General features: G+C 72.0%; 21 protein-coding genes. 9 read left to right on the forward strand and 12 right to left on the reverse strand.

The window, feature by feature from the left end:
* Window positions 1-130: 130 nt before the first annotated feature.
* The 5 genes from rimO (at window position 131) to ACQP2O_RS13475 (ending at window position 4,627) form a co-directional block, all read left to right on the forward strand.
* Complete coding sequence (rimO, locus tag ACQP2O_RS13455; RefSeq protein WP_433183684.1) at window positions 131-1,588, forward strand: 30S ribosomal protein S12 methylthiotransferase RimO; 1,458 nt, start codon at window positions 131-133, stop codon at window positions 1,586-1,588.
* Complete coding sequence (gene pgsA / locus ACQP2O_RS13460; protein ID WP_360889916.1) at window positions 1,585-2,193, forward strand: CDP-diacylglycerol--glycerol-3-phosphate 3-phosphatidyltransferase; 609 nt, start codon at window positions 1,585-1,587, stop codon at window positions 2,191-2,193. Before rimO ends, pgsA begins: the two co-directional genes overlap by 4 nt.
* Complete coding sequence (locus ACQP2O_RS13465; RefSeq protein WP_433183688.1) at window positions 2,165-3,439, forward strand: CinA family nicotinamide mononucleotide deamidase-related protein; 1,275 nt, start codon at window positions 2,165-2,167, stop codon at window positions 3,437-3,439. The genes pgsA and ACQP2O_RS13465 overlap by 29 nt, the downstream gene beginning before the upstream one ends.
* A 111-nt stretch (window positions 3,440-3,550) precedes the next feature.
* Window positions 3,551-3,922 (forward strand): helix-turn-helix domain-containing protein, encoded by a 372-nt coding sequence (locus ACQP2O_RS13470; protein ID WP_345431662.1) that lies wholly within the window; start codon window positions 3,551-3,553, stop codon window positions 3,920-3,922.
* 234 nt (window positions 3,923-4,156) lie between these two features.
* The gene (locus ACQP2O_RS13475; protein WP_433183692.1) at window positions 4,157-4,627 is read left to right on the forward strand and encodes a Dps family protein; all 471 of its coding nucleotides are present in this window, start codon (window positions 4,157-4,159) and stop codon (window positions 4,625-4,627) included.
* A 61-nt stretch (window positions 4,628-4,688) separates the two neighbouring features.
* Here ACQP2O_RS13475 and ACQP2O_RS13480 read toward each other — a convergent pair whose 3' ends face one another.
* From ACQP2O_RS13480 to ACQP2O_RS13505, 6 genes are all read right to left on the reverse strand, one after another.
* A complete protein-coding gene (locus tag ACQP2O_RS13480) occupies window positions 4,689-5,513 on the reverse strand; it encodes a DNA-formamidopyrimidine glycosylase family protein (protein ID WP_433183695.1) in 825 nt (274 codons plus the stop codon).
* A gap of 19 nt (window positions 5,514-5,532) precedes the next feature.
* Window positions 5,533-6,000 (reverse strand): RrF2 family transcriptional regulator, encoded by a 468-nt coding sequence (locus ACQP2O_RS13485; protein ID WP_433183698.1) that lies wholly within the window; start codon window positions 5,998-6,000, stop codon window positions 5,533-5,535.
* A gap of 106 nt (window positions 6,001-6,106) precedes the next feature.
* The gene (locus tag ACQP2O_RS13490; RefSeq protein WP_433183701.1) at window positions 6,107-7,567 is read right to left on the reverse strand and encodes a glycoside hydrolase family 3 protein; all 1,461 of its coding nucleotides are present in this window, start codon (window positions 7,565-7,567) and stop codon (window positions 6,107-6,109) included.
* The gene (locus ACQP2O_RS13495; protein ID WP_433183704.1) at window positions 7,564-8,406 is read right to left on the reverse strand and encodes a carbohydrate ABC transporter permease; all 843 of its coding nucleotides are present in this window, start codon (window positions 8,404-8,406) and stop codon (window positions 7,564-7,566) included. Before ACQP2O_RS13495 ends, ACQP2O_RS13490 begins: the two co-directional genes overlap by 4 nt.
* A complete protein-coding gene (locus tag ACQP2O_RS13500) occupies window positions 8,403-9,374 on the reverse strand; it encodes a carbohydrate ABC transporter permease (RefSeq protein ID WP_433183707.1) in 972 nt (323 codons plus the stop codon). The genes ACQP2O_RS13495 and ACQP2O_RS13500 overlap by 4 nt, the downstream gene beginning before the upstream one ends.
* Before the next feature lie 11 nt (window positions 9,375-9,385).
* Window positions 9,386-10,672 carry an extracellular solute-binding protein gene (locus tag ACQP2O_RS13505; RefSeq protein WP_433183710.1) on the reverse strand — a complete coding sequence of 429 codons (1,287 nt, stop codon included), beginning with the start codon at window positions 10,670-10,672 and terminating at the stop codon, window positions 9,386-9,388.
* Window positions 10,673-10,888: 216 nt separating this feature from the next.
* On the opposite strand from ACQP2O_RS13505, the gene ACQP2O_RS13510 reads away from it, so the two are divergent.
* Together ACQP2O_RS13510 and ACQP2O_RS13515 are read left to right on the forward strand one after the other, a co-directional pair.
* Window positions 10,889-12,079 (forward strand): ROK family transcriptional regulator, encoded by a 1,191-nt coding sequence (locus tag ACQP2O_RS13510; RefSeq protein WP_433183713.1) that lies wholly within the window; start codon window positions 10,889-10,891, stop codon window positions 12,077-12,079.
* Between the two features lie 116 nt (window positions 12,080-12,195).
* On the forward strand, window positions 12,196-13,998 hold the full coding sequence (locus tag ACQP2O_RS13515) for a protein kinase domain-containing protein (protein ID WP_433183716.1): 1,803 nt from the start codon (window positions 12,196-12,198) through the stop codon (window positions 13,996-13,998).
* Window positions 13,999-14,047: 49 nt separating this feature from the next.
* On the opposite strand, the gene ACQP2O_RS13520 is transcribed toward ACQP2O_RS13515, so the two are convergent.
* On the reverse strand, window positions 14,048-14,275 hold the full coding sequence (locus tag ACQP2O_RS13520; protein ID WP_433183718.1) for a hypothetical protein: 228 nt from the start codon (window positions 14,273-14,275) through the stop codon (window positions 14,048-14,050).
* Window positions 14,276-14,327: 52 nt separating this feature from the next.
* On the reverse strand, window positions 14,328-18,815 hold the full coding sequence (locus ACQP2O_RS13525; protein ID WP_433183721.1) for an ATP-dependent helicase: 4,488 nt from the start codon (window positions 18,813-18,815) through the stop codon (window positions 14,328-14,330).
* A gap of 68 nt (window positions 18,816-18,883) precedes the next feature.
* Here ACQP2O_RS13525 and ACQP2O_RS13530 point away from each other — a divergent pair, with 68 nt between their 5' ends.
* Window positions 18,884-19,078, forward strand: coding sequence for a DUF3046 domain-containing protein (locus tag ACQP2O_RS13530; protein WP_433183724.1), 195 nt, complete (start codon window positions 18,884-18,886; stop codon window positions 19,076-19,078).
* A gap of 198 nt (window positions 19,079-19,276) precedes the next feature.
* On the opposite strand, the gene ACQP2O_RS13535 is transcribed toward ACQP2O_RS13530, so the two are convergent.
* Complete coding sequence (locus tag ACQP2O_RS13535) at window positions 19,277-20,632, reverse strand: HAMP domain-containing sensor histidine kinase (protein WP_433183727.1); 1,356 nt, start codon at window positions 20,630-20,632, stop codon at window positions 19,277-19,279.
* On the reverse strand, window positions 20,625-21,296 hold the full coding sequence (locus ACQP2O_RS13540; RefSeq protein ID WP_433183730.1) for a response regulator transcription factor: 672 nt from the start codon (window positions 21,294-21,296) through the stop codon (window positions 20,625-20,627). The genes ACQP2O_RS13535 and ACQP2O_RS13540 overlap by 8 nt, the downstream gene beginning before the upstream one ends.
* Window positions 21,297-21,390: 94 nt before the next feature.
* On the opposite strand from ACQP2O_RS13540, the gene ACQP2O_RS13545 reads away from it, so the two are divergent.
* Window positions 21,391-22,734 carry a DUF2079 domain-containing protein gene (locus ACQP2O_RS13545; RefSeq protein ID WP_433183733.1) on the forward strand — a complete coding sequence of 448 codons (1,344 nt, stop codon included), beginning with the start codon at window positions 21,391-21,393 and terminating at the stop codon, window positions 22,732-22,734.
* Between the two features lie 82 nt (window positions 22,735-22,816).
* Here the strand turns inward: ACQP2O_RS13545 and ACQP2O_RS13550 are convergent, their stop codons facing one another.
* Both ACQP2O_RS13550 and ACQP2O_RS13555 read right to left on the reverse strand, forming a co-directional pair.
* Window positions 22,817-23,239 (reverse strand): hypothetical protein, encoded by a 423-nt coding sequence (locus tag ACQP2O_RS13550; protein WP_433183736.1) that lies wholly within the window; start codon window positions 23,237-23,239, stop codon window positions 22,817-22,819.
* A gap of 68 nt (window positions 23,240-23,307) precedes the next feature.
* Window positions 23,308-24,168 carry an ATP-grasp domain-containing protein gene (locus ACQP2O_RS13555; RefSeq protein ID WP_433183738.1) on the reverse strand — a complete coding sequence of 287 codons (861 nt, stop codon included), beginning with the start codon at window positions 24,166-24,168 and terminating at the stop codon, window positions 23,308-23,310.
* Window positions 24,169-24,323: the final 155 nt, after the last annotated feature.

Raw genomic sequence — 24,323 nt, forward strand, 5'->3', positions numbered from 1 at the left:
CACTGAGCTGATCGAAGACGCTGAGGGCCGTCCGCTTCCTGAGGGCCAGTACCGTATGGAGCATGTCCAGCCCGCGTACTGAGCCCGCGACGGCGCCTGGCGCGCGCCCCGCGAGAAGGGAGCGGCGCGCGTGAGCACCGCCGACCATTCCACCGATTCGGCGGATCGCCGCACCGTCTCCCTCGTCACTCTCGGCTGCGCCCGCAACGAGGTCGACTCCGAGGAGCTCGCGGCCCGCCTGGAGAGTGCGGGCTGGACGCTCGACGAATCCGGCGACGCCTCGGTGGTCCTCGTCAACACCTGCGGTTTCATCGACGCCGCGAAGAAGGACTCGATCGACACCCTGCTCGCGGCGTCCGACTCCGGCGCGAAGGTCGTGGCGGCCGGGTGCCTCGCCGAGCGCTACGGCGCGGAGCTCGCCGAGTCGCTGCCCGAGGCCGACGCGGTCCTGAGCTTCGACGACTACGCCGCGATCGGGGAGCGCCTCGACGACGTCATGGCCGGGCGCCGACACCGGCCCCACACGCCGCAGGACCGCCGCAAGCTGCTGCCGCTCAGCCCGGTGGAGCGGTCCGGAGCCGACGTCCAGGTGCCCGGTCACGGCACCGTGACCGCCGGCCCCGTGCCGCCGGCGGACTCCGGTCCGGACCTGCCCGAGGGCGTCGCCCCCGCGAGCGGCCCGCGCGTCATGCGCCGCCGGCTGGGCGGCGGTCCGGCCGCGCCCCTCAAGCTCGCCTCCGGCTGCGACCGGCGATGTTCGTTCTGCGCCATCCCGGCCTTCCGCGGGGCGTACGTCTCGCGCCGCCCCACCGAGATCCTCGACGAGGCGCACTGGCTGGCCTCCCAGGGCGTCCGCGAGGTCGTCCTCGTCAGCGAGAACTCCACCTCGTACGGCAAGGACCTCGGAGATCTCCGGCTGCTCGAGACGCTGCTGCCGGAGCTCGCCGCCGTCCCGGGGATCGAGCGCGTCCGGGTGAGCTACCTCCAGCCCGCGGAGACGCGTCCCGGGCTGATCGAGGCCATCGCCACGACGCCCGGCGTCGCGCCGTACTTCGACCTGTCCTTCCAGCACGCCAGCGGCCCGCTGCTGCGCCGCATGCGGCGCTTCGGGGACCGCGAGCGGTTCCTCGGCCTGCTCGAGCAGATCCGCGCGCTCGCCCCGGAGGCCGGCGTGCGGTCCAACTTCATCGTCGGGTTCCCCGGCGAGACCGAGCGGGACGTCGACGAGCTGGCGCAGTTCCTGAGCGCCGCCCGGCTGGACGCGATCGGTGTGTTCGGCTATTCGGACGAGGAGGGGACCGAGGCGGTCGGCTTCGACGGCAAGCTCGACGCCGCCGAGATCGACTCCCGGGTCGCCGACCTGTCCTCGCTCGCCGAGGAGCTCACGGCCCAGCGCGCCGAAGAGCGCATCGGCTCGGTCGTGGAGGTGCTGGTCGAGGAGCCCGGCGAGGGCCGGGCCGCCCACCAGGCCCCCGAGATCGACGGCGGCGTGACCCTCAAGGGAGAGGCGCCGGTCGGGCGGATCGTCCGGGCCCGCGTGGTCGAGGCGATGGGCGTCGACCTTCTCGCCGTCGTGGACGGGCCATGACGACCTCCGCCGGCGACGACCCGATCACCCCGCCGGCGGCCCCGCAGGCGGGCGTGCTCAACATCGCGAACGTCCTGACCGTCGTGCGCCTGGTGCTCGTCCCGTTCTTCGTCTGGCTGATGTTCCTCGAGGGCACCTGGTGGCGGATCGCCGCGCTCGCGCTGTTCATCGTGGCGTCGCTCACCGACCGGTTCGATGGGGAGCTCGCCCGCCGGCGCAACCTCATCACCGACTTCGGCAAGATCGCCGACCCGATCGCCGACAAGGCGCTCACCGGATCGGCGCTGATCTGCCTCTCGCTGCTCGGCCGGCTCTGGTGGTGGGTGACCATCGTGATCCTGGTCCGCGAGCTGGGGATCACGCTGCTGCGGTTCGTTGTCATCCGGTACGGCGTCATGGCCGCCAGCCGCGGCGGCAAGCTCAAGACCATGCTGCAGGTGATCGCGATCGGGCTGTACATCATGCCGGGTCCGATCGACCCGCTGCGCTGGATCGTCATGGGGGCCGCCACGGTGGTCACCGTCGTCACCGGCCTCGACTACGTCGTCAAGGCCTGGAAACTTTGGAAGGACGGGCGTGCGAGTCGAGCTGCTGACGGTCGGTGACGAGCTACTGCGCGGCGACACGGTCAACGGCAACGCCGGGTGGCTCGACCGCCGCCTCACGGAGGCGGGCGTCCAGGTCATCCGTAACGTGGTCGTCCCCGACGACATCGAAACGATCACCAGGGCGCTTCAGGAGGCCGTCGAGCGCGCCGACGCGGTGATCGTGACCGGCGGCCTCGGTGGCACCGTCGACGACGTGACACGGGACGCTCTGGCCCGTACGGCCGGGGTCGGCCTGCGCCGCGACCCGATCCTCGAGGCACGGCTGCGGGAGCGGGCCGCGACCCGTGGCGTCCCGCTGCGGGAGTCGGCGCTGCGGATGGCCGACGTGCCCGAGGGTGCCCGGGTGCTGCCCAACCCGGCCGGTACGGCGCCGGGCCTGCGCCTGACGCTGCCGGGCGGGGTCGCGTACGCGGTGCCGGGCGTGCCGCACGAGATGCGCGCCATCGTCGAGGAGTCGGTGCTGCCCGAGCTGGACGGCACGCCGGTGCCGGCCCACGTGCTGCGCACCGCGACGGTGTGGGAGTCGGTGGTGGCGGGGCGGCTGGCGCCGGTCGAGGCGCTCCCCGGCGTACGCGTCGCCTACTACCCGTCCGCGGGCGAGGTCCGGGTGCGGATCGAGGCCGACGCCGGGGAACGCGCGGCCGAGGCCGCGACGATGGCGCGGGAGCTGCTCGGCGGCGCCGTGTACGCCGAGGGGGACGTCACCCTGGACCGCGTGGTCCACCGTCTCCTGGCCGAGCGGAACGCCACCGTCGCCGCGGCCGAGTCCCTCACCGGCGGCCTGCTCGGCGCGGAGCTCACGGGAATGCCGGGCTCCTCGGCGACGTTCCTAGGAGGTGTGGTCGCGTACGCGACTCCCCTCAAACATCTGCTCCTCGGCGTGCCGGCGGACCTGCTGGCCGCCCACGGAGCGGTTCACCCCGACGTCGCCGCCGCGATGGCGGCCGGTGTCCGCGAGCGCCTCGGCGCGTCCTACGGAGTCGCCGTGACGGGGGTGGCCGGGCCGGATCCGCAGGATGGGCAGCCGGTCGGCACCGTGCACGTCGCGGTGGCCGATTCCGGCGGTGATCCGAGGGTTAAATCGGTCCGGCTCCCGGTCAGCGGCGACGGTGAGCGCGCCCGCGGCCCGATCCGCAGGATGACGGTCGTCCATGCACTTGACCTGTTGCGCCGTCATCTGCTCACACTGGAATCCTGCGAGCGTTGGTCCGTCACGGCGGGCGACGGGGAAGAGCCGGGGTGATTACAGCGTTACGTTGGAAGCGAACATGAAAGTTTCGGTCTGCCACGTGCATCGTGAAGACAGGTACGGTGGAACCGGTAGATGAGTCAGGACACACGGAGGGAGCGAGACATGGTCCTGCTTCGTCAGCTGCTCGGCGACGTACTCCGGCAGCTGCGGCTGCGCCAAGGCCGTACCCTCCGGGAAGTTTCCGCGGCGGCCCGCGTGTCGCTGGGTTATCTGTCCGAGGTTGAGCGGGGACAGAAGGAAGCCTCCTCGGAGCTGCTCGCCTCGATCTGCAAAGCCCTCGGCGTGCCGCTCTCGCACGTGCTGCGGGACGTCTCCGACCAGCTGGCGCTGGCCGAGCTGCAGCAGGAGCCGGTGATGGCCGGTGCGCCGCCGGAGCACGAGCGGCTCGACGGCGATCGGATCTCGGCCGACGCCATCCCCGCCACCCCAGAGACGATCGAGAACGCCCTTCGCGGCGACATGGTCGCGGCCTGACACCCCTTCCAGACGCACAGGCGCCCCGGTCGCGGAAGTCCGCGGCCGGGGCGTTCGCGTCCGGCGACCGCGCCGGCCCCGCCGTGCGGCCGTCTCGTCCCATGGGCCCGTAGGCTCCGTGAACTGCGGCGTTCGGCTCCCAGCCCCTGCGGCGGGAATCACGATTACCCCGCGTCCCGCCGGGAAGGGTCGCCTCTGACAGGGGAAGAGATGTGATTCGGGAGGGACCTGGCGATGTCGACCGTGAAGAGCCCGCTATCCGACGAGGCGCGGAAGGTCACCGGCGCCGCCTTGCAGGAGTCACTGGTAGACCTGATCGACCTGCACTTGCTGGCCAAGCAGGCGCACTGGAATCTCACCGGGCGCCACTTCCGCTCCATCCATCTGCAGCTCGACGAGGTCGTCGCCATCGCGCGCGACCACGCGGACATCGTGGCCGAGCGGGCGGTGGCGATCGGTTTCAACCCGGACGGCCGGGCGCGTACGGTGGCCGAGGCGTCCAAGGTCCACCAGCTGGACGCCGGCTACCTGCACGACGACAAGGTGGTCGCCGCGATCACCGACATGCTCGCCGAGATGATCCAGCGGTTCCGGGCCCGCATCGAGACCACCGATGAGTCGGACCTGGTCACGCAGGACCTGCTGATCACGGTCGCGCAGGACCTGGAGAAGCAGCACTGGATGTTCGAGGTCCAGCGGCGCTGAGCGAGGGGCTACGGTCCCGAAGACGTCATGGCAGCGGAGGATCTTCGCTGCCATGACGCTTTCATGCCGGTGGATCGCGCCGCGGCTGGCAGGAGGGGCACCAGAACGTGATCCGCTCTTCGGGCCGGTCGCCCTGGTCCGCCCGCCGGATCGGCGTCCCGCAGCGCCGGCAGGGTCGGCCGGCCCGCCCGTAGACCCAGGTCTCGGCACCGCGTCGGCGGTCGCCGGTGGTGACCTGACCCACGTGGTCCTTGTTGGCGTCCATCAGCCGGCGGGCGAGCTCGACCAGCGCCTCCAGGTCGGGGGTCTCGCCGACGGGACACCACGGGTCCACGCCCCGCAGGAACAGCGTCTCCGCCTTGTAGAGATTGCCGATGCCGGCGAGCCGGGTCTGGTCGAGCAGCGCCTCGCCGATCGCCCGCTCCGGGTCCTCGCGCAGGCGGCGAACGGCCTCGGCCGGGTCCCAGTCCGGGCCGAGCAGATCGGGGCCCAAGTGGCCGACGACCTGATCCTCCCGGGAGGTCCGCACGACGTCGACCATGCCCAGGGAGAACCCGAGGGCCTGCCATTCGGCGTTCGCCAGGACGAGCCGCAGCCGATGGTCGTGAGCCTTCACCCGACCGACCCGCCCCGACCGACCTCCCCGCGGGCCCGCGGGGAGGATCCGCCAGGTGCCCTCCATCCGCAGGTGCGTGTGCACGGTGATGTCGCCGTCGACCCGGATGAGCAGGTGCTTACCCCGGGCGACCACCTCGAGGACCGAGCGGCCGGTCAGGTCGGTCGTGGCGTAGCGCGGCACGCGGAAGGCGCTACGCGTGAGCACGCGCCCCGCGAGCGCCTCGTGCAGGCGCTTCGCGGCCGCCCAGACGACGTCCCCTTCCGGCATCGCGCCTCCCGGCCCGAGATCAGCTCCGGAAGGCGGGGGAGTCCCAGGCCGCGGGGTCCTCGGTCAGCTGGTGCACGGCGGGCGGCAGCTCGCCGGACGCCACGTCGGCGAGGGTCACCTGCTCGAGGATGGCCCGCTCGCTGGCCCGCAGCGCGATCCACACGACCTGCAGGGCGCGCGCCGGGCCTTCGTACCCCAGGTGCTCCGGGCGCTCGCCGCGCACGCCGACGAGCGGGCCGTCGATGGCCCGGATGATGTCGGCGAGCGAGATCTGGTCCGCCGGCCGGGCGAGCCAGTAGCCGCCCTCCGGCCCGCGCTGACTGCGCACGAGACCCGAACGGCGCAGCTGGCTGAGGATGTTCTCGAGGAACTTCGGTGGAATCTGTTGAGCCTCGGCCAGCTGCACGGCTGTCACGGGGCGCTCACCGCCGACCGCTAGCTCGGCGGCCGCGCGCAACGCGTAATCGACCCGGGCGGACAATCGCATGCTCTGATTATCCCGCCTCGGTGGAACTGATCACGCCAGGCATCCCGGTTTTCCGATCGGTCTTCGGGTTTTTTTCACCAACATGCCACTGTTTCGGTCCTTGGATTCAGGTCAGGGCGTCCCCCGAGACCGGTTGCAGCAGGCCGATCACTTCGGCGGCGGCCTGGGCGTTGGCGCGTGTCGCCCCGTACGTCGCGACGTACGCCACCCCCTCGGGCCGCCACACCGGCAGTCCCATCTCCACCAGGACGGCGTCCGGTCGCGCGGTCAGCAGCGTCGAGACGAGCGCGCGGTGCCCGGGGTACCGGTGCGCGTCCCGCACGACGATGACGAGCGGACGCCCGTGGGCACGTTCCAAGAGACCGTCGGGGTCGACGTCGCCGGCCTCCACGGGCACCACGTCCGACGCCCAGGGGCCGAAACCCCAGGGGACCGGACCGACCGCGATGTTCGACGGCGCCTGGATCTCGACGATGAAGGGGTTCGGGGAGACCGAGGGGGTGCCGGTGACCCGGATGGCCCGGCGGGCGGCCTCCAGCCCGACGGCGCGGTCGACCTCGGCGGTCCCGGCGCCGGCGAGCCACGCCTTGAGCTCGGCGACCCGCGCCGCGGCCTCCTCGAGGCGCTCGCCGGGCAGCCGACCTTGGCGTACGGCCTCGACGATGTGCTCGCGGATGGCGCGCACGCTGTCCTCGAACTCCTTCGGGCCCAGGCACAGGAGGTCCGAACCCGCCAGGAGGGCATGGACGGACGCCTCGGGGATGCCGATCGCATCGCTGGCGGCGCGCATGTCCAGGGCGTCGGTGACGACCGGCCCCGTGTACCCGAGGGAACCGCGCAGCAACCCGGTGACCGCGGCGTGCGAGAGGGTCGCGGGAGTGTCGCCGGTGAGGCCCGGAACGCGGAGGTGGCCGGTCATGATGGAGGCGACCCCGGCCTCGATGGCGGCGCGGAACGGCACGAGCTCGCGCCGTTCGAGCAGCGACAGGTCGGCGTCCACCGTCGGGATCTCCAGGTGGGAGTCCTGGGACGTCGCGCCGTGGCCGGGGAAGTGCTTGGCGCACGCGGCGACCCCGGCCTCCTGCAGCCCGGCGACCGCCGCGGCGACGTGCCGCGCGACGATCTCGGGGTCGGAGCCGAACGCCCGGGTCCCGATGATCGGATTGTCGTCGGCGGTGTTGACGTCCGCGGACGGGGCGAAGTCGAAGTTGACCCCCACCTCCCGCAGTTCGGCGCCGAGCGAGCGGTAGACCCGCCGGGTGACGGCGGGATCGTCCAGGGCGCCGAGCGCGGCGCTGCCCGGGTACGGGCTGCCCGTGTCATGCGCGAGCCGCGTGACGTCGCCGCCCTCCTCGTCGATGGAGATCAACGGATCGGCGTGCCCCTGCAACGCCCCGGTGAGCTCGGCCAGTTCGCGGGTGCCCGGCACGTTGCCGTTGATGGCGAAGAGGGTCACTCCGCTCATGCCCCGCTCCAGGCCCTCCAGGACCCAGCGCGGCGGAGTGGCGCCCGGGAAGGGGGCCAGCAGCGTGGCGTTCGCGAGGCGCTCGAGAGACGGGTCGCTCATCCCTTCACCGCCCCTGCCACCAGGCCGGACACCATCCGGCGCTGCACGAGGAGGAAGAACGCGACGACGGGCAGGGTGAGCAGCGTGGACGCCGCCATGATCGGGCCCCAATCGTTTCCGGATCGGCCGAAGAAGAACTGCAACATGATGGGCAAGGTGGCCTTGTCCTGGTCTTTGAGGAATGTGAAGGCGAACACGAACTCGTTCCAGGCGGTGATGAAGGAGAAGACGCTCGTCGCCACGAGACCGGGCGCGACGAGGGGGAGCAGTACCCGGAAGAAGATCCGCAGGGGCCCGGCGCCGTCGAGTGCCGCGGCCTCCTCCAGTTCCCTGGGCACGGCCGCGACGAATCCGCGCAGCATCCAGATGCCGAACGGCAGCGCGAACCCGACGTACACGGCGATCAGGCCGACCAGGCTGTTCAGCAGGTCCATCCGCTTGAGATCGACGAACAACGGGATGACCAGCGCCTCGCACGGGATCATCTGCACGACGAGCAGCATGATCAGGAAGGTCGTGCGGAACCGGAACCGGAACCGCGCCACGGCCGTCGCCGCGAGGAGCGCGAGCAGCCCGGAGATCGCCACGGTCGCGATCGCCACGACCGCGCTGTTCACGAAGTAGTCCCAGAAGGAGACCCCGGCGACCCCGCCGTCCACCACGACGCGGAAGTGCCCCAAGGTCGGGTGCTCCGGCAGCGGGTGCGGTGTTGAGCTGAAGATCTCTCCGTTCGGCTTGAACGCCGTGGAGATCATCCAGAACACCGGGAAGGCCGACACGAGGAACACGGCGATGCCGGCGGTGTTCAGCGCGACACGGCGCCACAGCGGGGCCCTCATGCCGTCCCCTCCTGACGGATGACCATCCGCGCGTACATCGCGGTGACGACCAGCACGATCAGAGTGAGGACCACGGCGATCGCCGAGCCGAGGCCGTACCTGGCGTTGAGCGAGCCGAACGCCTCGGAGTAGCCGTACAGCGACAGGTTGAACGCGTCGCGGTTGGCCAGGCCCGACATGACGAAGAGCTGGGTGAACACGCGGAAGTCCCAGATCACCGAGAGCACCATCAGGACGCTGAAGATCGGGCGCAGCAGCGGGAAGGTGATCCGCCAGAAGCTCTGCCACGGACTGGAACCGTCGACGCGGGCCGCCTCGTACAGCTCGCCCGGCACCGTCCGCAGCCCGGCGAGCACCGAGACCGCGACGAACGGGAACGACATCCACACGACGCAGATCGTCAGGACCGTGTACGTGGGCAACGGCGTGGCGAACCAGTTGTAGTTCGCCCAGCCCGATCCCACCAGCGCGTCCGGCAGGAGGTCGAGGAACCAGTTGACCAGGCCGCCGGTGGTGCCGAACAGCCAGGAGAAGATGATCGCGGCGGTGATCGGCGGGGTCGCCCACGCGATCAGCACGCCTCCCGCGACGAAGGCCGACATCCTCTTGCCGAGCCGGTTGATCAGCAGGCCCACGAGCGTCCCGATCAGCAGGGTCGCGGTCACCGCGACGACCGCGAACAGGACCGTGTGCCGGAACGTGGTCCAGAAGAACCCGTCGCCGAGGATCTGCCGGTAGTTGGCGAGGCCGACGTTCTCGGCCGGCTCCCCGCGGAGCTGGCGCACGCCGACCTTCTCGAACGACATCCGGCCGATCTGGAAGACGGGCCACATCAGCAGCACGCCGATGACCAGGAGCGCCGGCAGGATGAGCAGGTACGGCCCGGAGCGTGGGCGGCGGCGACGCCGGGCCGGGCGGGTGGTGTCCCGGCCCGGCGCCCGCCGCACCGGCTGAGCGGTGTCGAGCATGGAGCGGTCCCTTACTGGTTGAGCAGGGAACCGGCCTGCTGGTCGGCCTTGTTCAGCTCATCGTCGGGGGACTTGCCCTGCATGATGGCCTTGACGGCGTTCGGCAGCACCTTCTTGGCGCCCTCGTAGTCGGCCCAGCCCTTGCTCGTGGGCGTGAACTTGACGCCGCCGGCGGCGGCCTGCGCGAAGGGGCCCATGATCGGGTCGTTCTTGTACGTCGCGCTCTGCAGGACGTCGGTGAACTGCGGCAGGAACTTCAGCGTGGAGGCGAAGGCCTGCGCGTTCTTCTTGCTGTCCAGGATGGTCAGGTAGTCGAACGCGACGTCCTTGTACTTGCTGTCCTTCCAGACCGCCAGGTCGGAGCCGCCGGAGAAGACCGGTGCGAGACCGCCGTTCTTGCCCGGGATCGGGAAGACGCCCCAGTTCGCGGAGTCCTTGCCGTTGACCTTCTGCAACTGCGGGAGGGCCCAGCTGCCGTCCATGTACATGCCGACCTTGCCGAGCGCGAAGTCCTGCTGGGGGCCCTGCAGCTCGTTCTTGCCGACGTACTTGTCCGGGGCGACCTTGTCCTTGCTGACGAGGCCCGCGTAGAACTCGACGGCCTCCTTGGCCTGGGGCTGCGAGAGCGTACCCGTCCACTTGCCGCTCTGCTTGGAAGCGACGTCGCCGCCGTTGGCCCAGACGAAGCTGAGGATGCCGTTCGTGAAGTCGCTCGGCGCGGCGATGCCCGGCACACCCTTCTTGTCCTGGATCGTCTTTGCCGCGGCGACGAGGCCGGCCCAGGACGTCGGGGGCTGGATGCCCAGCGCCTTGAACCAGTCCTTGTGGTACCAGACGGCCCGAACGCCGCCGTACCACGGAGCGGCGTACGTCTTGCCGTCCGCCTTGTCGTTGGCGAGGGCGCCCTGGTTGAGGTCCTTGCCCTCGGTCCAGCCGGCCAGCTTGTCGCTGATGTCGGCGAACGCGCCTTGTTCGATCCAGGACTGCACGTCGGTGTTGCCGACCTCGGTCACGTCGGGGCCGGAGCCGCCGGCGATCGCGGTCTGGAACTTCTGGGTGGCCTGCGGCCAGGGGATGTACTGCACCTGGACGTCGGTCTTCGGGTGCTTCTGCTGGAACTCGGCCTTGACCCCGTCGAGGAACTTGGTCTGCTCGGGGCTGCCGTCGCCCATCTGCCAGACGACGATCTTCGCCGGGTCCTTGCCTCCGGCCGAAGTGTCCTTCTTGTCCTTACCGCCGCAGCCCGCGACGGCGACCGCGAGGACGGCGGCTGTGGCGGCGGTCTTGGTGAACCGCATAATGGAACTCCCTTCGGTCACGCCCACCGGTGCATGCGTCGCCGCACGGTATCCGACGTGCGGTGTCTCGTTTGCGCTGGTGGTGGAGCGCTTCTACGGTCGGCGACGTAGCGTCTCGTGCCTAAAGTTGGGATCTGGACTTGCTTGCGGCTAAACTAACAGGAAACTTTCCTAAGTAATAGGTCGTTAGCAAATCGATACGGAAGGGAGTCGGGGATGCAGAGTCGCCCGGGGACGCCAAGGCTGCTGCGCGAGCTCAACGACCGATCCGCCCTGGATCTACTCGTGAGCTCGGGCCCGCTCACCCGGGCGCAGATCGGGCAGCACACGGGCCTGTCCAAGGTCACCGCGTCTCAGCTGCTCTCCCGGCTGGAAGAGCGCGGCCTCGTGTCCGTCGTCGGCGAACAGGCCGGCGGCCGAGGGCCCAACGCCGCGCTGTACGCCGTCGTGCCCTCCAGCGCGTACGTCGCCGGCCTCGAGGTCGGCCCCAACCGCGTGACGGCCGGCATCGCCGACATCACCGGAGAGACCGCCGCCGAGGTGACCGTCGACCCGAACGGCGCGGACGACCCGGTGTCCGTCATCCACGACGTCGTCGTCAAGGCCTGCCGCTCGGCCCGGATCCCGCTCGCCAAACTGCGCGCGCTGGTCCTCGGCACCCCCGGGGTCATCGACCCGCGCACCGGGGACGTGCAGTTCATCTACGACCTGCCGCACTGGCACGCGGGCATCCTCCAGGCGCTCCGCCGCGACCTGCGGCTCGAGGTCACGATCGAGAACGACGTGAACCTCGCCGCGCTCGCCGAGCGGGCCGACGGCGCGGCCCGGGACATCGACGACTTCGCCCTGCTGTGGGCGACCCGCGGCATCGGCCTCGCCGTCATGATCGGCGGCCGCCTGCACCGCGGCGTCTCCGGAGGCGCCGGGGAGATCGGCTACCTCCCCGTGCCCGGCATGCCGCTGCCCGATGAGGACACCGAGTCGCTGACCTGGGAGATGCCGGCACTCGGCGGCGGCCTCGGCGCGCTCGCCGGCGCGGACGCGATCCGCGAGCTCGCCGACCGGCACGGCTTCGCCGCCCCGACCGCGACCGAGTGCGTGCGGACGGCGGCCGGCGCCGGCGAGGACGGCGACCCGTTCATGCGCGAGCTCGCCACGCGCCTCGCGTACGGCGTCGCGTCCGTGACGATCGTGCTGGACCCCGAGCTGGTCGTGATCGCCGGAGACATCGGGAGGGCCGGAGGGGAACGGCTCGCCGGGCTCATCGAGGAGGCCGTCGGGCGGATCTGCCCCACCCGGCCGCGCGTCGCGCTGACCCGCGTCGAGGGCAACCCCGTCCTGCGCGGAGCGATCCTCGCCGCCCTCGACCGCGCCCGGGAGGACGTCTTCTCCGCGTCGTCCGCCTGAGCGATTCCCGGTCGTGACCGGGCCGCAGCCCGGTCGTGACGCAGCGTTGCGCTTCGGGTGAGTTCCGCCGTCGTGTTCAGATCATTTGAGCGACGTTGATAGGTTCTGCGGCGTCCATGTCGATCGATCGGGAGGCCGCCGTGCCGAATGTCCAGCCGCTCACGCACGGGGATCCCCGGCGGCTGGGGGCGTACGAGGTGACCGGGCGTATCGGCGAGGGCGGGCAGGGAGTCGTCTACCTCGGCAGCGGCGCCACCGGCGAGAACGTCGCGATCAAGGTCATGCAGGCCCAGTTGATGGAGGACGAGGGAGCCCGCGCGCGGTTCGTCCGCGAGGTCGAGACCACCAAGCGGGTCGCCCGCTTCTGCACCGCGCAGGTCCTGGACGCGGGCTTGGCCGACGACCGGCCCTACATCGTCAGCGAGTACGTCCCCGGACCGTCGCTGCAGCAGCAGCTCCGGCAGGAGGGACCCCGCCAGGGCGCCGCGCTCGACCGGCTGGCCATCAACACCGCCACCGCCCTCGCGGCCATCCACCAGGCCGGCGTCGTCCACCGTGATTTCAAGCCCGGCAACGTCCTCATGGGCCCCGACGGCCCGGTCGTGATCGACTTCGGCATCGCCCGCGCCCTCGACGCGACCGGCACCACCGCCGCCAGCCAGATCGTCGGAACCCCCGCGTTCATGGCGCCCGAGCAGCTCACCGAGGGCCGCGTCGGCCCGGCCACCGACATGTTCGCGTGGGGCGTCACGATCGTGTTCGCGGCCACGGGCACCCCCGCGTTCGGCAACAAGTCGATCCCCACCGTGATCCACCGCATCCTCCACGAGGAGCCCGACCTCGGGACCCTCGACGGCCGGCTGCGGGACGTCGTCGCCGCCTCCATGGCCAAGGACCCGGCACGGCGTCCCACCGCGCGGCAGCTGATGGACGTGCTGATGGGGCAGGGCGAGCTCTCCGCCTCCGGGACGCCCGGCGCACCCGGACTCGGCGCATCCGGACTCGGGGCGGCAGGACTCGGAGCGGCCGGCCTTGCCGGAGGGGCGCCCGGCCTCGGGGACGCCGGCGTTCCCGGCGGCGCGACCGACCTGCGGACCTCCATCGACCCGGCCGGCCGCGGCACGGAGATGCTCCCGCCCGCCGGTCCGCCCGGCGGCGCGACCGAGGTCCTGCCACCGGCCGGCGCGCCCGGTGGCACTGCGCGGATGCCCGCCGCGGGCACGCCGCCCACCCAGCGAATGCCCTCGTACGGGCCGGGGCCCTCCGCGCCACCGCCGGGGGCCTACCATCCGGCCGACGGCGGCACCTACAACCTGCCCCCGGTCGCGCCGCCCGCCTACGGCGGGGAGCCCGCGCCGAGGAGGCGCGGCATGGGCGGCATCATCGCCGTGATCGCCGCAGGCGTCCTGCTGCTGGCGGGCGGGGGCGTCGTCTGGGCCGCGATGAACAAAGACGACGGCTCGGGCACCCCGACCGCGGCGAACACCGACAAGTCGCACAAGGCCAAAAAGAAGCGGCCCGCCCGATCGCCGTCTCACCGGCCGACGCACAAGAAGACGCCGTCACACTCGCCGAGCGCCAAGAAGACCGTCAAGGCCAACCCGTACACCCCCGTGCGACTGTGCGGCGCGGGCTTCCAGGTCATCGACCAGCACGGCCTCGGCCAGGCGACCGCCTACCTGCTCTACAACAACGGCAACGGCGCGAACTGCGTCGTCACCATGGTCCCCAAGTCCAACGGCGACAAGCCGAACATGACCGCGGTGCTCGCGGTCAAGGACGGCGGCCAGGGAACCCGGTCGGCCACCGGCCCCTTCTTCGCCGGGCCGGTGAAGCTGGCCGCCAAGGGCAAGTGCGTACGGTGGGGCGGCTCATCCGCGACGGCGAGATGGGCGAGCGGCTGGACCCACTGCGGCTGACTGACCGCGAACAGCCGGCCCCGAGCCTTCGCACAGGCTCGGGGCGCGCCTAGTTCCAGGACTCCGAGAGGGGATTCTCGCCCAGGGCAAGGGCGGCCGCGTGGCACAGCTCCTCACCGGCGAGTTGGTTGCCGCCGTAATCCGATCCCCAGGCGTCGGCCGCGGCTTCAGCGACCGCGCGCCAGGACATCTCCTGATCCACCCGCCAGGCCCGGATCTGCGCGACCTGCTCCGACGTCAGTTCGGCCGGATCGATGAAGGCATAGGGGCGTGTCACGGTGCAACCGTAACGCCGCATACCGTTCGCGGCGTGGACGCGGTGGCCGGGGTCAGGCTCGGAGTCGGAGTCCGCGTGGTGTCGGGTGGAATCCGGCGGCCTCCAGGGCGGCGGCGAGCGGGGAGTCGACGATGGACGTGCCGTCCGCTCGCTCGACCGTGAGCCGTCCGAGCGCGCCGTCCCGTACGGAGAGGGCGAGCGCGTCGACGGCGGGCTGGAGGTCCTCCTCGCCCCACGACAGCAGCGTCTTGCCGCCGCGCTCCACGTACAGCGTCAGACGGCCCTCGACCAGCACGACGAGCGCCCCGGCCTTGCGGCCCGGCTTGTGTCCGCTCGCGACCTCTCCGGGCCGCTCCGGCCAGGGCAGGGCCGCGCCGTACGGGTTGGCCGGGTCGGTCGCCGCGAGTATGACGGCGCGCGGCGTGTCGGCGTCGGGTCGCGTCGCGCGCAGCCGGTCCACCGCGCCGGGCAGCGCGAACTGCGCCGCGCCCAGCCCCTCGACGAAGTAGCCGCGCCGGCAGCGGCCCGACTCTTCGAACGCCCGCAGCACCGGGTACACCGCGGCGAACCCGCCCGGCGTCCGTTCGGCCATGACCGCACCGCGGATCACGACGCCGTACCGGTCGAGCAGCGTCTCGGCCAGTGCGTGGCCGCGCCGGGTCGTGTCGGTCTCCGGCTCGGGCAGCAGCCACCAGCGGCCCGCGACGGTCGGCGGACCGGTGCGTGACGGCATCGCCGGTCTGCGGCGCGTACGGGGCCGGTGCGTCGTCCGGCCCGCGCCGAGCCGGGCCCGCAGCGGGGCGAGGGTGTCGTTGGTGAGGCGGCCCGCCCACACCAGGTCCCACAGCGCGGTCACGAGCTCCTGGTCGTTCTGGGAACCGACGCGGTCGGACAGCGTGCGGAAGAACACCGCGCCGCCGTCGGACAGCGACTCCAGCACGCGCTCGTGCAACGGCGTCAGCGTGATCTCCGCGGACTCGGGCATCAGCAGCGGGGCGGTGTCCGCGAGGTACAGCGACACCCAGCCGTCACCGCCCGGCAGCCCGCCCTGCCCCACCCACACGACCTCCCCGGAGGTGGTCAGCTCGTCCAGCATCGCGGGGGAGTAGCCGGGCACGCGGGTGGGCAGGACCAGTGACTCCAGCGCGGAGGCGGGCACCGCCGCGCCCTGCAGCTGCTCGATCGCGTGTACCAGCGCGTCGATGCCGCGCGGGCCCGAGCCGCGCGCGGCGATGCCGTGCCAGGCCGGCAGGAATCGCGCCAGGGCCTCCGGCGGCGACGGCTCCACCTCGGCCCGCAGCCGGGCGAGGGACCGGCGGCGCAGCATCCGCAGCACCCCGGCGTCGCACCACTCCGTGCCGCGCTCTCCGGGGGTGAAGTCGCCCTCGGCCACCCGGCCGGCCGCGGCCAGCCGCCGCAGCCCGTCGGCCACCACCGCGACGCCCAGGCCGAACCGCGCCGCGACGTCGGCGGCGTGGAACGGCCCGTGCGTCCGGGCGTGCCGGCTCAGCAGGTCGGCGAGCGGATCGGCCACCGGCTCCAGGAACGCCTCCGGCACCCCGACGGGCAGCGGGACGCCCAGCGCGTCGCGCAGCCGGGCGGCGTCCTCGATCGCGGCCCAGCGCTCGACGCCGCCGATCCGCACCCGGATCGCCCGGCGGGCCTCCTCCAGCTCCACCAGCCACCGCGCGTCGACGCCGCGCTCGACTAGCTCGTCGGTGCCGAGCGGGCCGAGCTCCCGCAGCAGGTCGGCCGCGCCCTCCGCGTCCCGGGCACGCCGCTCGGGCGTCAGCCGCCGCAGCTCACGGTCGGCCTCGGCGACCACCTCGGGGTCGAGCAGCTCCCGCAGGTCCGCCTGGCCGAGCAGCTCGGCCAGCAGCGTCGAGTCCAGCGCCAGGGCCTGCGCGCGCCGCTCGGCCAGCGGGGCGTCCCCCTCGTACATGAACGCGCCGATGTACCCGAACAGCAGCGACCGCGCGTACGGCGACGGCACCGGCGTCTCCACCTCGACCAGCCGCGCCTTCCGGCTCGCCAGCTCCCGCATCAGCGCCACCAGGCCCGGCACGTCGAAGACGTCCTGCAGGCACTCCCGCACCGTCTCCAGCACGATCGGGAACGAGGGGTACCGGCTCGCCACCGACAGCAGCTGCGCGGCGCGCTGCCGCTGCTGCCACAGCGGCATGCGCCGGCCCGGGTTGCGGCGCGGCAGCAGCAGGGCCCGCGCCGCGCACTCGCGGAACCGCGAGGCGAACAGCGCGGAGTTGCCCAGCTCGTCGGTGACGATCCGCTCGATCTCCGCCGGGTCGAACACCGCCAGGTCGCCGGCGGGCGGGGCCGCCCCGGTCTCGTCGAACGCGGCGCCGGTGTCGGGCACCCGCAGCACGATGCCGTCGTCGGAGTGCACCGCCTGCGCCTCGACGCCGTACCGCTCCCGCAGGCGCGCGGCCATCGCCAGGGCCCACGGCGCGTGCACCGGCGCCCCGAACGGCGAGTGCACGACCACCCGCCAGTCGCCGAGCTCATCGCGGAACCGCTCGACCACGAGCGTACGGTCGTCGGGGACGTAGCCGGTGGTCTCCCGCTGCTCGGCGAGGTACGCGAGGAGGTTGCCGGCCGCCCAGTCGTCCAGGCCGGTGGCGCGCAGGCGTTCGCGGGCCTGCTCCGGCTCCAGCGTGGACAGCTCCCGGCTGAACGCCCCCAGCGCCCGGCCCAGCTCCGCGGGCCGCCCCGGCGCGTCGCCGTGCCAGAACGGCAGCTTCCCCGGCTGCCCCGGCGCCGGCGAGACCAGCACCCGGTCCGGGGTGATGTCCTCGATCCGCCACGAGCTCGCGCCGAGGACGAACACGTCGCCGACCCGCGACTCGTACACCATCTCCTCGTCGAGCTCCCCGACCCGGGAGGACTTCTCCCCGACGAGGAACACGCCGAACAGCCCGCGGTCCGGGATCGTGCCGCCGCTCGTCACCGCCAGCCGCTGCCCGCCGGGCCGTCCGCGCAGCACGCCGGCCACGCGGTCCCACACCAGGCGCGGGCGCAGCTCACCGAACTCGTCGCTCGGATACCGGCCGGCGAGCATGTCGAGCGTCGCCTCCAGCACCGACCTCGGCAGCGTCGCGAACGGCGCGGCCCGCCGTACGAGCGTCTCCAGCTCGTCGACCGGCCAGTCATCCATCGCGGTCATCGCCACGATCTGCTGGGCCAGCACGTCCAGGGGATTGCGCGGGTACCGCAGCTCCTCGATCCGCCCGTCGCGCATCCGCTCGGCCACGACCGCCGTCTGCACGAGGTCGCCGCGGTACTTCGGGAAGATCACGCCCTTCGAGACCGCCCCCACCTGATGGCCCGCCCGGCCGATCCGCTGCAGCCCCGCCGCCACCGACGGCGGCGACTCGACCTGCACGACCAGGTCCACGGCGCCCATGTCGATGCCGAGCTCCAGGCTGGACGTCGCCACGACGGCGGGCAGCCGCCCGGCCTTCAGCGACTCCTCGATGCCGGCCCGCTCTTCTTTCGACACCGAGCCGTGGTGCGCGCGCACGACGTCCGCCGGAGCGCCCCGCGCCGCCCCCGCCTGCGCCATCATCTCCGCGGGGGAGGAGTCCTGCGGAAGCGCCTCGCCGTTCTGTCGTTCCCAGGCCAGCTCGTTCAGCCGGCCGCTCAGCCGCTCGGCCAGCCGCCGGGAGTTCGCGAACACGATCGTCGACCGGTGCGCTCCGATCAGGTCGAGTACGGCGTCCTCGACGTGCGGCCAGATGTTGCGCCCCTGCAGCGGGGAGTCGTCCTCGGCGCGCGGATCCGGGGGGAGCTCGGTCATGTCCTCCACCGGCACCGAGATCCGCAGCTCGACCTCCTTCTCGTGCGGCGGCTGCACCACGGTCGCGGTCCGGACTCCGCCCAGGAAGGCCGCGACCTCCGACACCGGGCGCACCGTCGCCGACAGCCCGATCCGCTGGGCGGGCCGCTCCAGCAGCGCGTCCAGGCGCTCCAGCGACAGCGCCAGATGCGCGCCGCGCTTGGTCGCCGCCACCGCGTGCACCTCATCGACGATCACCGTCTCGACCCCGCGCAGCGCCTCGCGCGCCTGCGAGGTCAGGATCAGGAACAGCGACTCCGGCGTCGTGATGAGGATGTCCGACGGCTTGGTCGCGAACCGGCGGCGCTCGTCGGCGGGCGTGTCTCCGGAACGGACGGCCACACCGATGTCGGGCTCGGCCAGCCCCAGCCGCCGCGCGGTCTGCCGCAGCCCGGTGAGCGGGGCGCGGAGGTTGCGCTCGATGTCGACCGCGAGCGCCTTGAGCGGGGAGACGTACAGCACCCGGCAGCGCCGCTTCGGATCCTCCGGCGGCGGCGTCGAGGCCAGCCGGTCCAGCGACCACAGGAACGCGGCCAGGGTCTTGCCCGACCCGGTCGGCGCCACCACCAGCGTGTTGTCACCCTGGGAGATCGCCTCCCAGGCGCCCGCCTGGGCCGCCGTCGGCGCGGCGAACGCCCCCGCGAACCAGGCACGGGTGGCGGCCGAGAAACGGTCGATCGGCGTCATCCTGCCAGTGTGCATCGCCCCACCGACGGAATCGTCCACCGACGACAGTGGCGGGTAGCGTGGGGACCGTGCGACTCACGGTGTTCTGGGATCGGATGAACCAGCAGTTCGGCGAGGGCTACGCCGAGAGCGTGGCCAAGGATTACGTCATGGCCGAGCTGGACGGTCGCACGATCGAGCGGGCCCTCGCCGACGGCGTCGCCGCCAAGGACGTGTGGCGGGCCGTCTGCGCCACCTTCGACGTCGCGCAGCGCCTCCGCTGAGGCTCCGGCGGCCCGGTGGCGCCGCGTTCCAGCGCCTCCGCCGAGCCTTGGACGGGTCGGCCACGCCACGATTCAGGGCCTTCGGCGGGCCGTCCGGGCCGCGTCCGGCGTCCCACGGCGCCTCCGCTCAGCCGTCAGCGGCCGGCCGCGCGGCTTCGGTCGTACGGCCTCGGTCGTACGGGTTCGAGCGCGCGGCGATCACGCCTGGTCGCCGGGAAGTGTGACGACGAAGGTGGAGCGGCCCGTAACGCGGACGGTTCCGCCCAGGCCGGTGACGAGATCGCGGACGATGGTGAGGCCGAGCCCGGCGCCGCCGTCCGCGCGGGTGCGGGCGTCGTCGAGGCGGACGAAGCGCTCGAAGATCCGCTCACGATCCTCCGGCGGGACGCCCGGACCGTCGTCGGTGACGGTCAGCGTGACGCCGCCGTCGGTGACGGCGACGGTCGCCGTCACCTCCGTACGGGCGTGCCGCGCGGCGTTGTCGAGCAGGTTGCGTACGATCCGGGCGAGTCGGGTCTCGCTCTCGCGTACGAGGGCGGGGCGGGTCGTGTGCGCGGTGAACGCGGGGCCGTCACGGGTGTGGGCGCGTTCGGCCACCTGCTCCTCGACGATGCCGGCGAGGTCCGAGGTCGTCGACGCGGCTCGGGCGGGTGAGGCGAGCAAGAGGAGATCCTCGGCCAGGCGCTGCAGGCGGTCGACGTCGGCCAGCGTCGTGGCCACCGTGATGGGCCAATCCGTTCGGTCCGGGTAGGCCAGCGCGATCTCCAGCGAGTTGCGGAGGCCCGCCAGCGGTGTCCGCAACTCATGGGAGGCGTCGGCGACGAAGCGTTGCTGCCGGTGGTGGGCGTGTTCGAGCCGGTCGAGGGTCTCGTTGGTGGTCAGGGCAAGGCGTGTGATCTCGTCGCCGGTGGCCGGTACGGGGACCCGTTGATCGAGCGCGTGGACGCTGATGTCGGCCATCTTCGCCCGGATGGCCTCCACCGGCCGCAGGGCCCGGCCGGTGACGAACCAGGCGATCAGGCCGACGAACGGCACGGCGACCGGCAGTCCCCAGCCGAGCAGGCGATCGATCGTGGCGACGGCCGTCTTGGCGTCGGCCGTCGAAACGAGCACGTACACCGTCAGGCGCTGCGCCGTCCGGCCGCCGATGCCGGTCAGCTTCTTGATCCGGTCCGCGGGCAGCACGTCGGTGGTGCCGACGACGAATTGGCCCTTTCCCGGGACCGTGTGGATGCCCCACCCGACCCTCGGCGGGAAGCCGGGGAGAGGCCTATCCAGATCATCGTCGAAGACCGGACCGGACACCACGGCGCGTCGCCCATCGGTGAGGATGACGGCGAACGAGAAGTCGATGCCGCGGCCCGGCTCGGTCCCCGATTCGAAGCCGTAGGTCACCGAGAAGGCGTCGCGCGCCGCCTTCTCCCGCGCCGCGTTCAGCCACTGGGCGCGGACGACGTCGCGGAGCCACCAGCCGCCGGCGCCGAAAACGACGGCGGCCGCGAGCGCCGCGCTCAGCGCCGCTCGTACCCGCACCGATCTGAGCCGCCTAACCATGGGCGGTCACCAGCCGATAGCCGGCGCCGCGTACGGTCTGGATCATCGCCGGCCCGGACGGGAGCTTGCGGCGCAGGGTACGGACGTAGACCTCGACGATGTTCACGTCGCCGTCGAACGCCTGGTCCCAGACCTCGTCGAGAATGTCGATCTTCGCGACCACTTCGTCCGGCCGGCGCGCCAGGCACTCCAGCACCGCGAGCTCCTTCGCGGTGAGCCGTATCTCCGTCACGCCGTAACGGCATCGGCGGGCGGCGAGGTCGAGTCGCAGGTCGCCGGCGGTCAGGACCGACGGGCGGGTCGCGCCGCCGCGGCGCAGCAGCGCGCGCAGCCGGGCGAGGAGGACGACGTAGGAGAACGGCTTGCAGATGTAGTCATCGGCGCCGGTGTCGAGCGCCTCCGCCTCGTCGTACTCGCCGTTCTTCGCGGTCAGCATGAGGATCGGCACCGTGCTGCCGCTCCGGCGCAGCCGCGCGCAGACGGCGAAGCCGTTGAGACCGGGCAGCATGATGTCCAGGACGACCGCCGTGTAGGGGTGGGTCAGCGCAAGGCTCAGCCCCTCCCGGCCGTCATGGGCGACGTCGACCGCATACCCTTCGGCCCGCAGGCCATGGGTCAGCGTGGTCGCCAGCCGTTCGTCGTCTTCCACCAGCAACAACCGCATCGGGCCATTATGGCGGCATGGCACCGTGCATTCCTGAAATCGGCTTCAGGTTGCTTCAGCGGGCATTCAGCGCGGGTGGGCCAGTCTGCCCGCCATGTCATCTCCGCGGCTGCTCTCCTGCCTGCTGTTCGCCGCCTATTCCGCGCTTTCGGTGAACCGCCATCGTCAAATGCGGAGCACCGGATATGATCTCGGAATCTTCGAGCAGGCGGTCCGCTCATACGCCCATCTGCGCCCGCCGATCGCCGACCTGAAAGGGCCCGGCTTCAATCTGCTGGGCGATCATTTTCATCCGATACTCGTCCTCGCCGCGCCGTTCTACCGGATGTTCCCGAGCCCGGTCACGCTGCTGGTCCTGCAGGCGGCGCTGCTCGCGCTGTCGGCGGTGCCGGTGACGCGTCTTGCGATCGACTTCTGCGGTCACCGCGCCGGCGTCTGCCTCGGCCTGGCGTACGGCCTGTCGTGGGGAATCCAGCAGGCCGTCGTGTTCGACTTTCACGAGATCGCCTTCGCGGTGCCGCTGCTCGCACGCAGCGTGGAACTGCTCGCCCGCCGCCGCTGGTCCGCCGCCGCCGGCTGGGCGCTGCCGCTCCTGCTGGTAAAGGAGGACCAGGCGTTCATCGTCGCGGCGATCGGCGTGTACATCTTCCGGCAGGGGCACCGCCGCCTCGGCGCGCTCGTCACCGCGGCCGCGGTCGCGGTCGGCGCGCTCGCCGTCCTCGTCATCATCCCGGCGTTCAACCCGCACCATTCATACCCGTACGACAAGACCGCGGGATCCATTTCCTCTTTGCCGGTGCCGGTGACCAAGGAAGAGACCATACTGGCGTTGCTCGCGCCTACTCTGTTCTTCGCGCTGCGCTCTCCGCTGGTGCTGCTCGCGGTCCCATCTTTGCTCGCCCGATTCTGGACATCCAATCCGATGCTCTGGGGTAGCCGCTTCCATTACAACGCCGTGCTGATGCCGATAATCTTCATCGCCTTCGCCGACGGTCTGGCCCGGATGCGCGCGAGCGGCCGTGTCGCCGCACTGCGGGGTGCCCGTGTCGCACCGATCCTGGCCCTCATCATCGCGATGTGCGTTCCGCAACCCCTTTGGAGGGTGCTCGACCCCGCCTCCTGGCGGGTGCCGGAACAGGTCAGGGCCGCTGAAGCACTGTTGCGGATCATCCCCGACGAAGCGGACGTGGCAGCCGCCAACCGCATCGCACCCCAGCTCACCGGCCGCTGCCGGGTGTTCCGCTTCCTCAGCGAGCCCACCCCGCAGTTCCGCCCCGAATGGGTCGCGACCACCGGCGCGCCGTACGAGCAGTCGATGATCGCGGACCTGCCCTCACTGGGTTACAGCGTCGTGGCCCGGGCCGCCGGCATCACCATCTACCGCCGGACCAGGACGGTTCTGCGAGATTCGGGTCGGCTCCGGCGAGGCGCAGGGTAGGGGAGCGGAACCCGATGCCGCGTTCGACGTCCCGTGGCGCCTCCGCTCGGCCGTCAGCGGGCTCGGTCGTGCGGTGAGACCCTCAGTGCCGCCGGGTGCCGGTGCGGGTCCGGCTGCGGCTCGTCGAACCGTGGTGGGTCGATCCGCCGGTCGAGTGGTGTGTGGTGCTCTTCTGACGCGTCGTGGTCTTCCGGGAGCCGCCCTGGAGCACGCGGCCGCCCCGCGAGACGATCCTGCCGCGCGGACGGGTCCAGATGCCCCGGGAGACGTACCCGCTGCGATACCGGCCCCGGTAGTACCAGCGGTAGCGGCCGCCCGTGCCGCCGTTGTCGCAGTACCAGTCGGAGACGACGCGGTACGAGGAGCCGCCCCGCGCCCACGTGTCAATGCAGTAGGCGTTCGTCGAACTCGAGGAACAGGCGACGAGCGAGAGCGACAGCACGCTCACGACGGTGAGGTACGCGGCGCCGGAGCGCGCGAGCCGCCGGGGAACATTCGGGCGCATTGCCGCGAGCCTCCGCAGAAGGGGATCAAATGCCCGGCAAGTGTAGAGCCGTGATCCCCGGCGGGGCACTACCTGATCGGGAAGCTCAGGTACAGATCCGCCGGTTCGGCGATCGACGGCAGATCGCTGACCTGCCCGTCGCCGACCTCGACCACCCGCCAGACCCCGTCCGCCCGCCGGGCCAGGTCCGTGGTGATGAATCGGCAGCCGAGCGCCCGTACGCACGGGGCGATCGGGTCCGCCTGCGGGCGGGGATGCCGGTCCGGCGTGTCCGGGTGCGGCCCCATCAGCACCGGTTCGCCGTCGACCCACCACACGCGCGCCTCGCCGTCCTCGAACCGCTCGTACTCGCGGATGACGATGCCGCCGGCGAGGAAGTCGCCCTGCAGTTCGATGAAGCGTGCGACGACCGCGTGCAGCCGCTCCACGTCGGCGAGCTCGGGGATGAAACAGGCCTCGTCCCACTCGTGCTTGCGCGACTTCACGTAGTCCTTCACGACCGCCGGCCCGGAGCCCAGCGGGCGTACGAGCTCGGCCAGCTTGTCCGCCGCCGGCGTCGCGCCGGGGGGCAGGGGCAGCCATACGCTCGCCGGAGTGACGCCCGCGAAGGTGTCGTACCAGCCGGGCAGTTCGTGCGCCTTCTCATAGCCGTCGGGCGGGACCGCCAGCACGACGTTCCGGGCGGCCAGGGCGGTCGCGAGCGCGGCGTACTGCGCCGGGGTGGTCATCCAACCGCGATACCACGTGGTCCCGAGGCCGTCGGGCACCTGGCGTACGGCCGTCGCCGCGTCGCCGCGCTGCAGCGCGTCGTGGTCGATGAGCGCGACGGATCCGCCGAGCGCGCGTACGGCCTCGGCCTCCCGGGCGAAGTGCTCATCGACCCGCCGGGGATTCAGCGGGTCGGCGCACATGAGGATGGTCACCGGCATGATCCTGACCCTCAGCGTAGGGCAAGACAGCCCGTCTTTCCCCGGTGAATCGGCGCGTCCGTTCATGATCGAACGTGTGTTCGGCTAGAGTGAAGGAAGCGACGACATTGTCCACAGTGGTGGCCGGGCCCTCGAAAAATGTCGGCGGGTCCCCG

The sequence above is a fragment of the Actinoallomurus sp. CA-150999 genome (genome assembly GCF_050942425.1).
GTDB lineage: Bacteria > Actinomycetota > Actinomycetes > Streptosporangiales > Streptosporangiaceae > Actinoallomurus.

Excerpts from the sequence above, each read along its gene's own strand:
- ACQP2O_RS13515 (WP_433183716.1), top strand. The coding sequence starts at position 12,196 with ATGTCGATCGATCGGGAGGCCGCCGTGCCGAATGTCCAGCCGCTCACG.
- ACQP2O_RS13485 (WP_433183698.1), bottom strand. The coding sequence starts at position 6,000 with ATGCGATTGTCCGCCCGGGTCGATTACGCGTTGCGCGCGGCCGCCGAG.
- ACQP2O_RS13500 (WP_433183707.1), bottom strand. The coding sequence starts at position 9,374 with ATGCTCGACACCGCTCAGCCGGTGCGGCGGGCGCCGGGCCGGGACACC.
- ACQP2O_RS13535 (WP_433183727.1), bottom strand. The coding sequence starts at position 20,632 with ATGGTTAGGCGGCTCAGATCGGTGCGGGTACGAGCGGCGCTGAGCGCG.
- ACQP2O_RS13480 (WP_433183695.1), bottom strand. The coding sequence starts at position 5,513 with ATGCCGGAAGGGGACGTCGTCTGGGCGGCCGCGAAGCGCCTGCACGAG.
- ACQP2O_RS13475 (WP_433183692.1), top strand. The coding sequence starts at position 4,157 with ATGTCGACCGTGAAGAGCCCGCTATCCGACGAGGCGCGGAAGGTCACC.
- pgsA (WP_360889916.1), top strand. The coding sequence starts at position 1,585 with ATGACGACCTCCGCCGGCGACGACCCGATCACCCCGCCGGCGGCCCCG.
- ACQP2O_RS13540 (WP_433183730.1), bottom strand. The coding sequence starts at position 21,296 with ATGCGGTTGTTGCTGGTGGAAGACGACGAACGGCTGGCGACCACGCTG.
- ACQP2O_RS13510 (WP_433183713.1), top strand. The coding sequence starts at position 10,889 with ATGCAGAGTCGCCCGGGGACGCCAAGGCTGCTGCGCGAGCTCAACGAC.
- ACQP2O_RS13495 (WP_433183704.1), bottom strand. The coding sequence starts at position 8,406 with ATGAGGGCCCCGCTGTGGCGCCGTGTCGCGCTGAACACCGCCGGCATC.
- ACQP2O_RS13505 (WP_433183710.1), bottom strand. The coding sequence starts at position 10,672 with ATGCGGTTCACCAAGACCGCCGCCACAGCCGCCGTCCTCGCGGTCGCC.
- ACQP2O_RS13490 (WP_433183701.1), bottom strand. The coding sequence starts at position 7,567 with ATGAGCGACCCGTCTCTCGAGCGCCTCGCGAACGCCACGCTGCTGGCC.
- ACQP2O_RS13555 (WP_433183738.1), bottom strand. The coding sequence starts at position 24,168 with ATGCCGGTGACCATCCTCATGTGCGCCGACCCGCTGAATCCCCGGCGG.
- ACQP2O_RS13545 (WP_433183733.1), top strand. The coding sequence starts at position 21,391 with ATGTCATCTCCGCGGCTGCTCTCCTGCCTGCTGTTCGCCGCCTATTCC.
- ACQP2O_RS13470 (WP_345431662.1), top strand. The coding sequence starts at position 3,551 with ATGGTCCTGCTTCGTCAGCTGCTCGGCGACGTACTCCGGCAGCTGCGG.
- ACQP2O_RS13525 (WP_433183721.1), bottom strand. The coding sequence starts at position 18,815 with ATGACGCCGATCGACCGTTTCTCGGCCGCCACCCGTGCCTGGTTCGCG.
- ACQP2O_RS13550 (WP_433183736.1), bottom strand. The coding sequence starts at position 23,239 with ATGCGCCCGAATGTTCCCCGGCGGCTCGCGCGCTCCGGCGCCGCGTAC.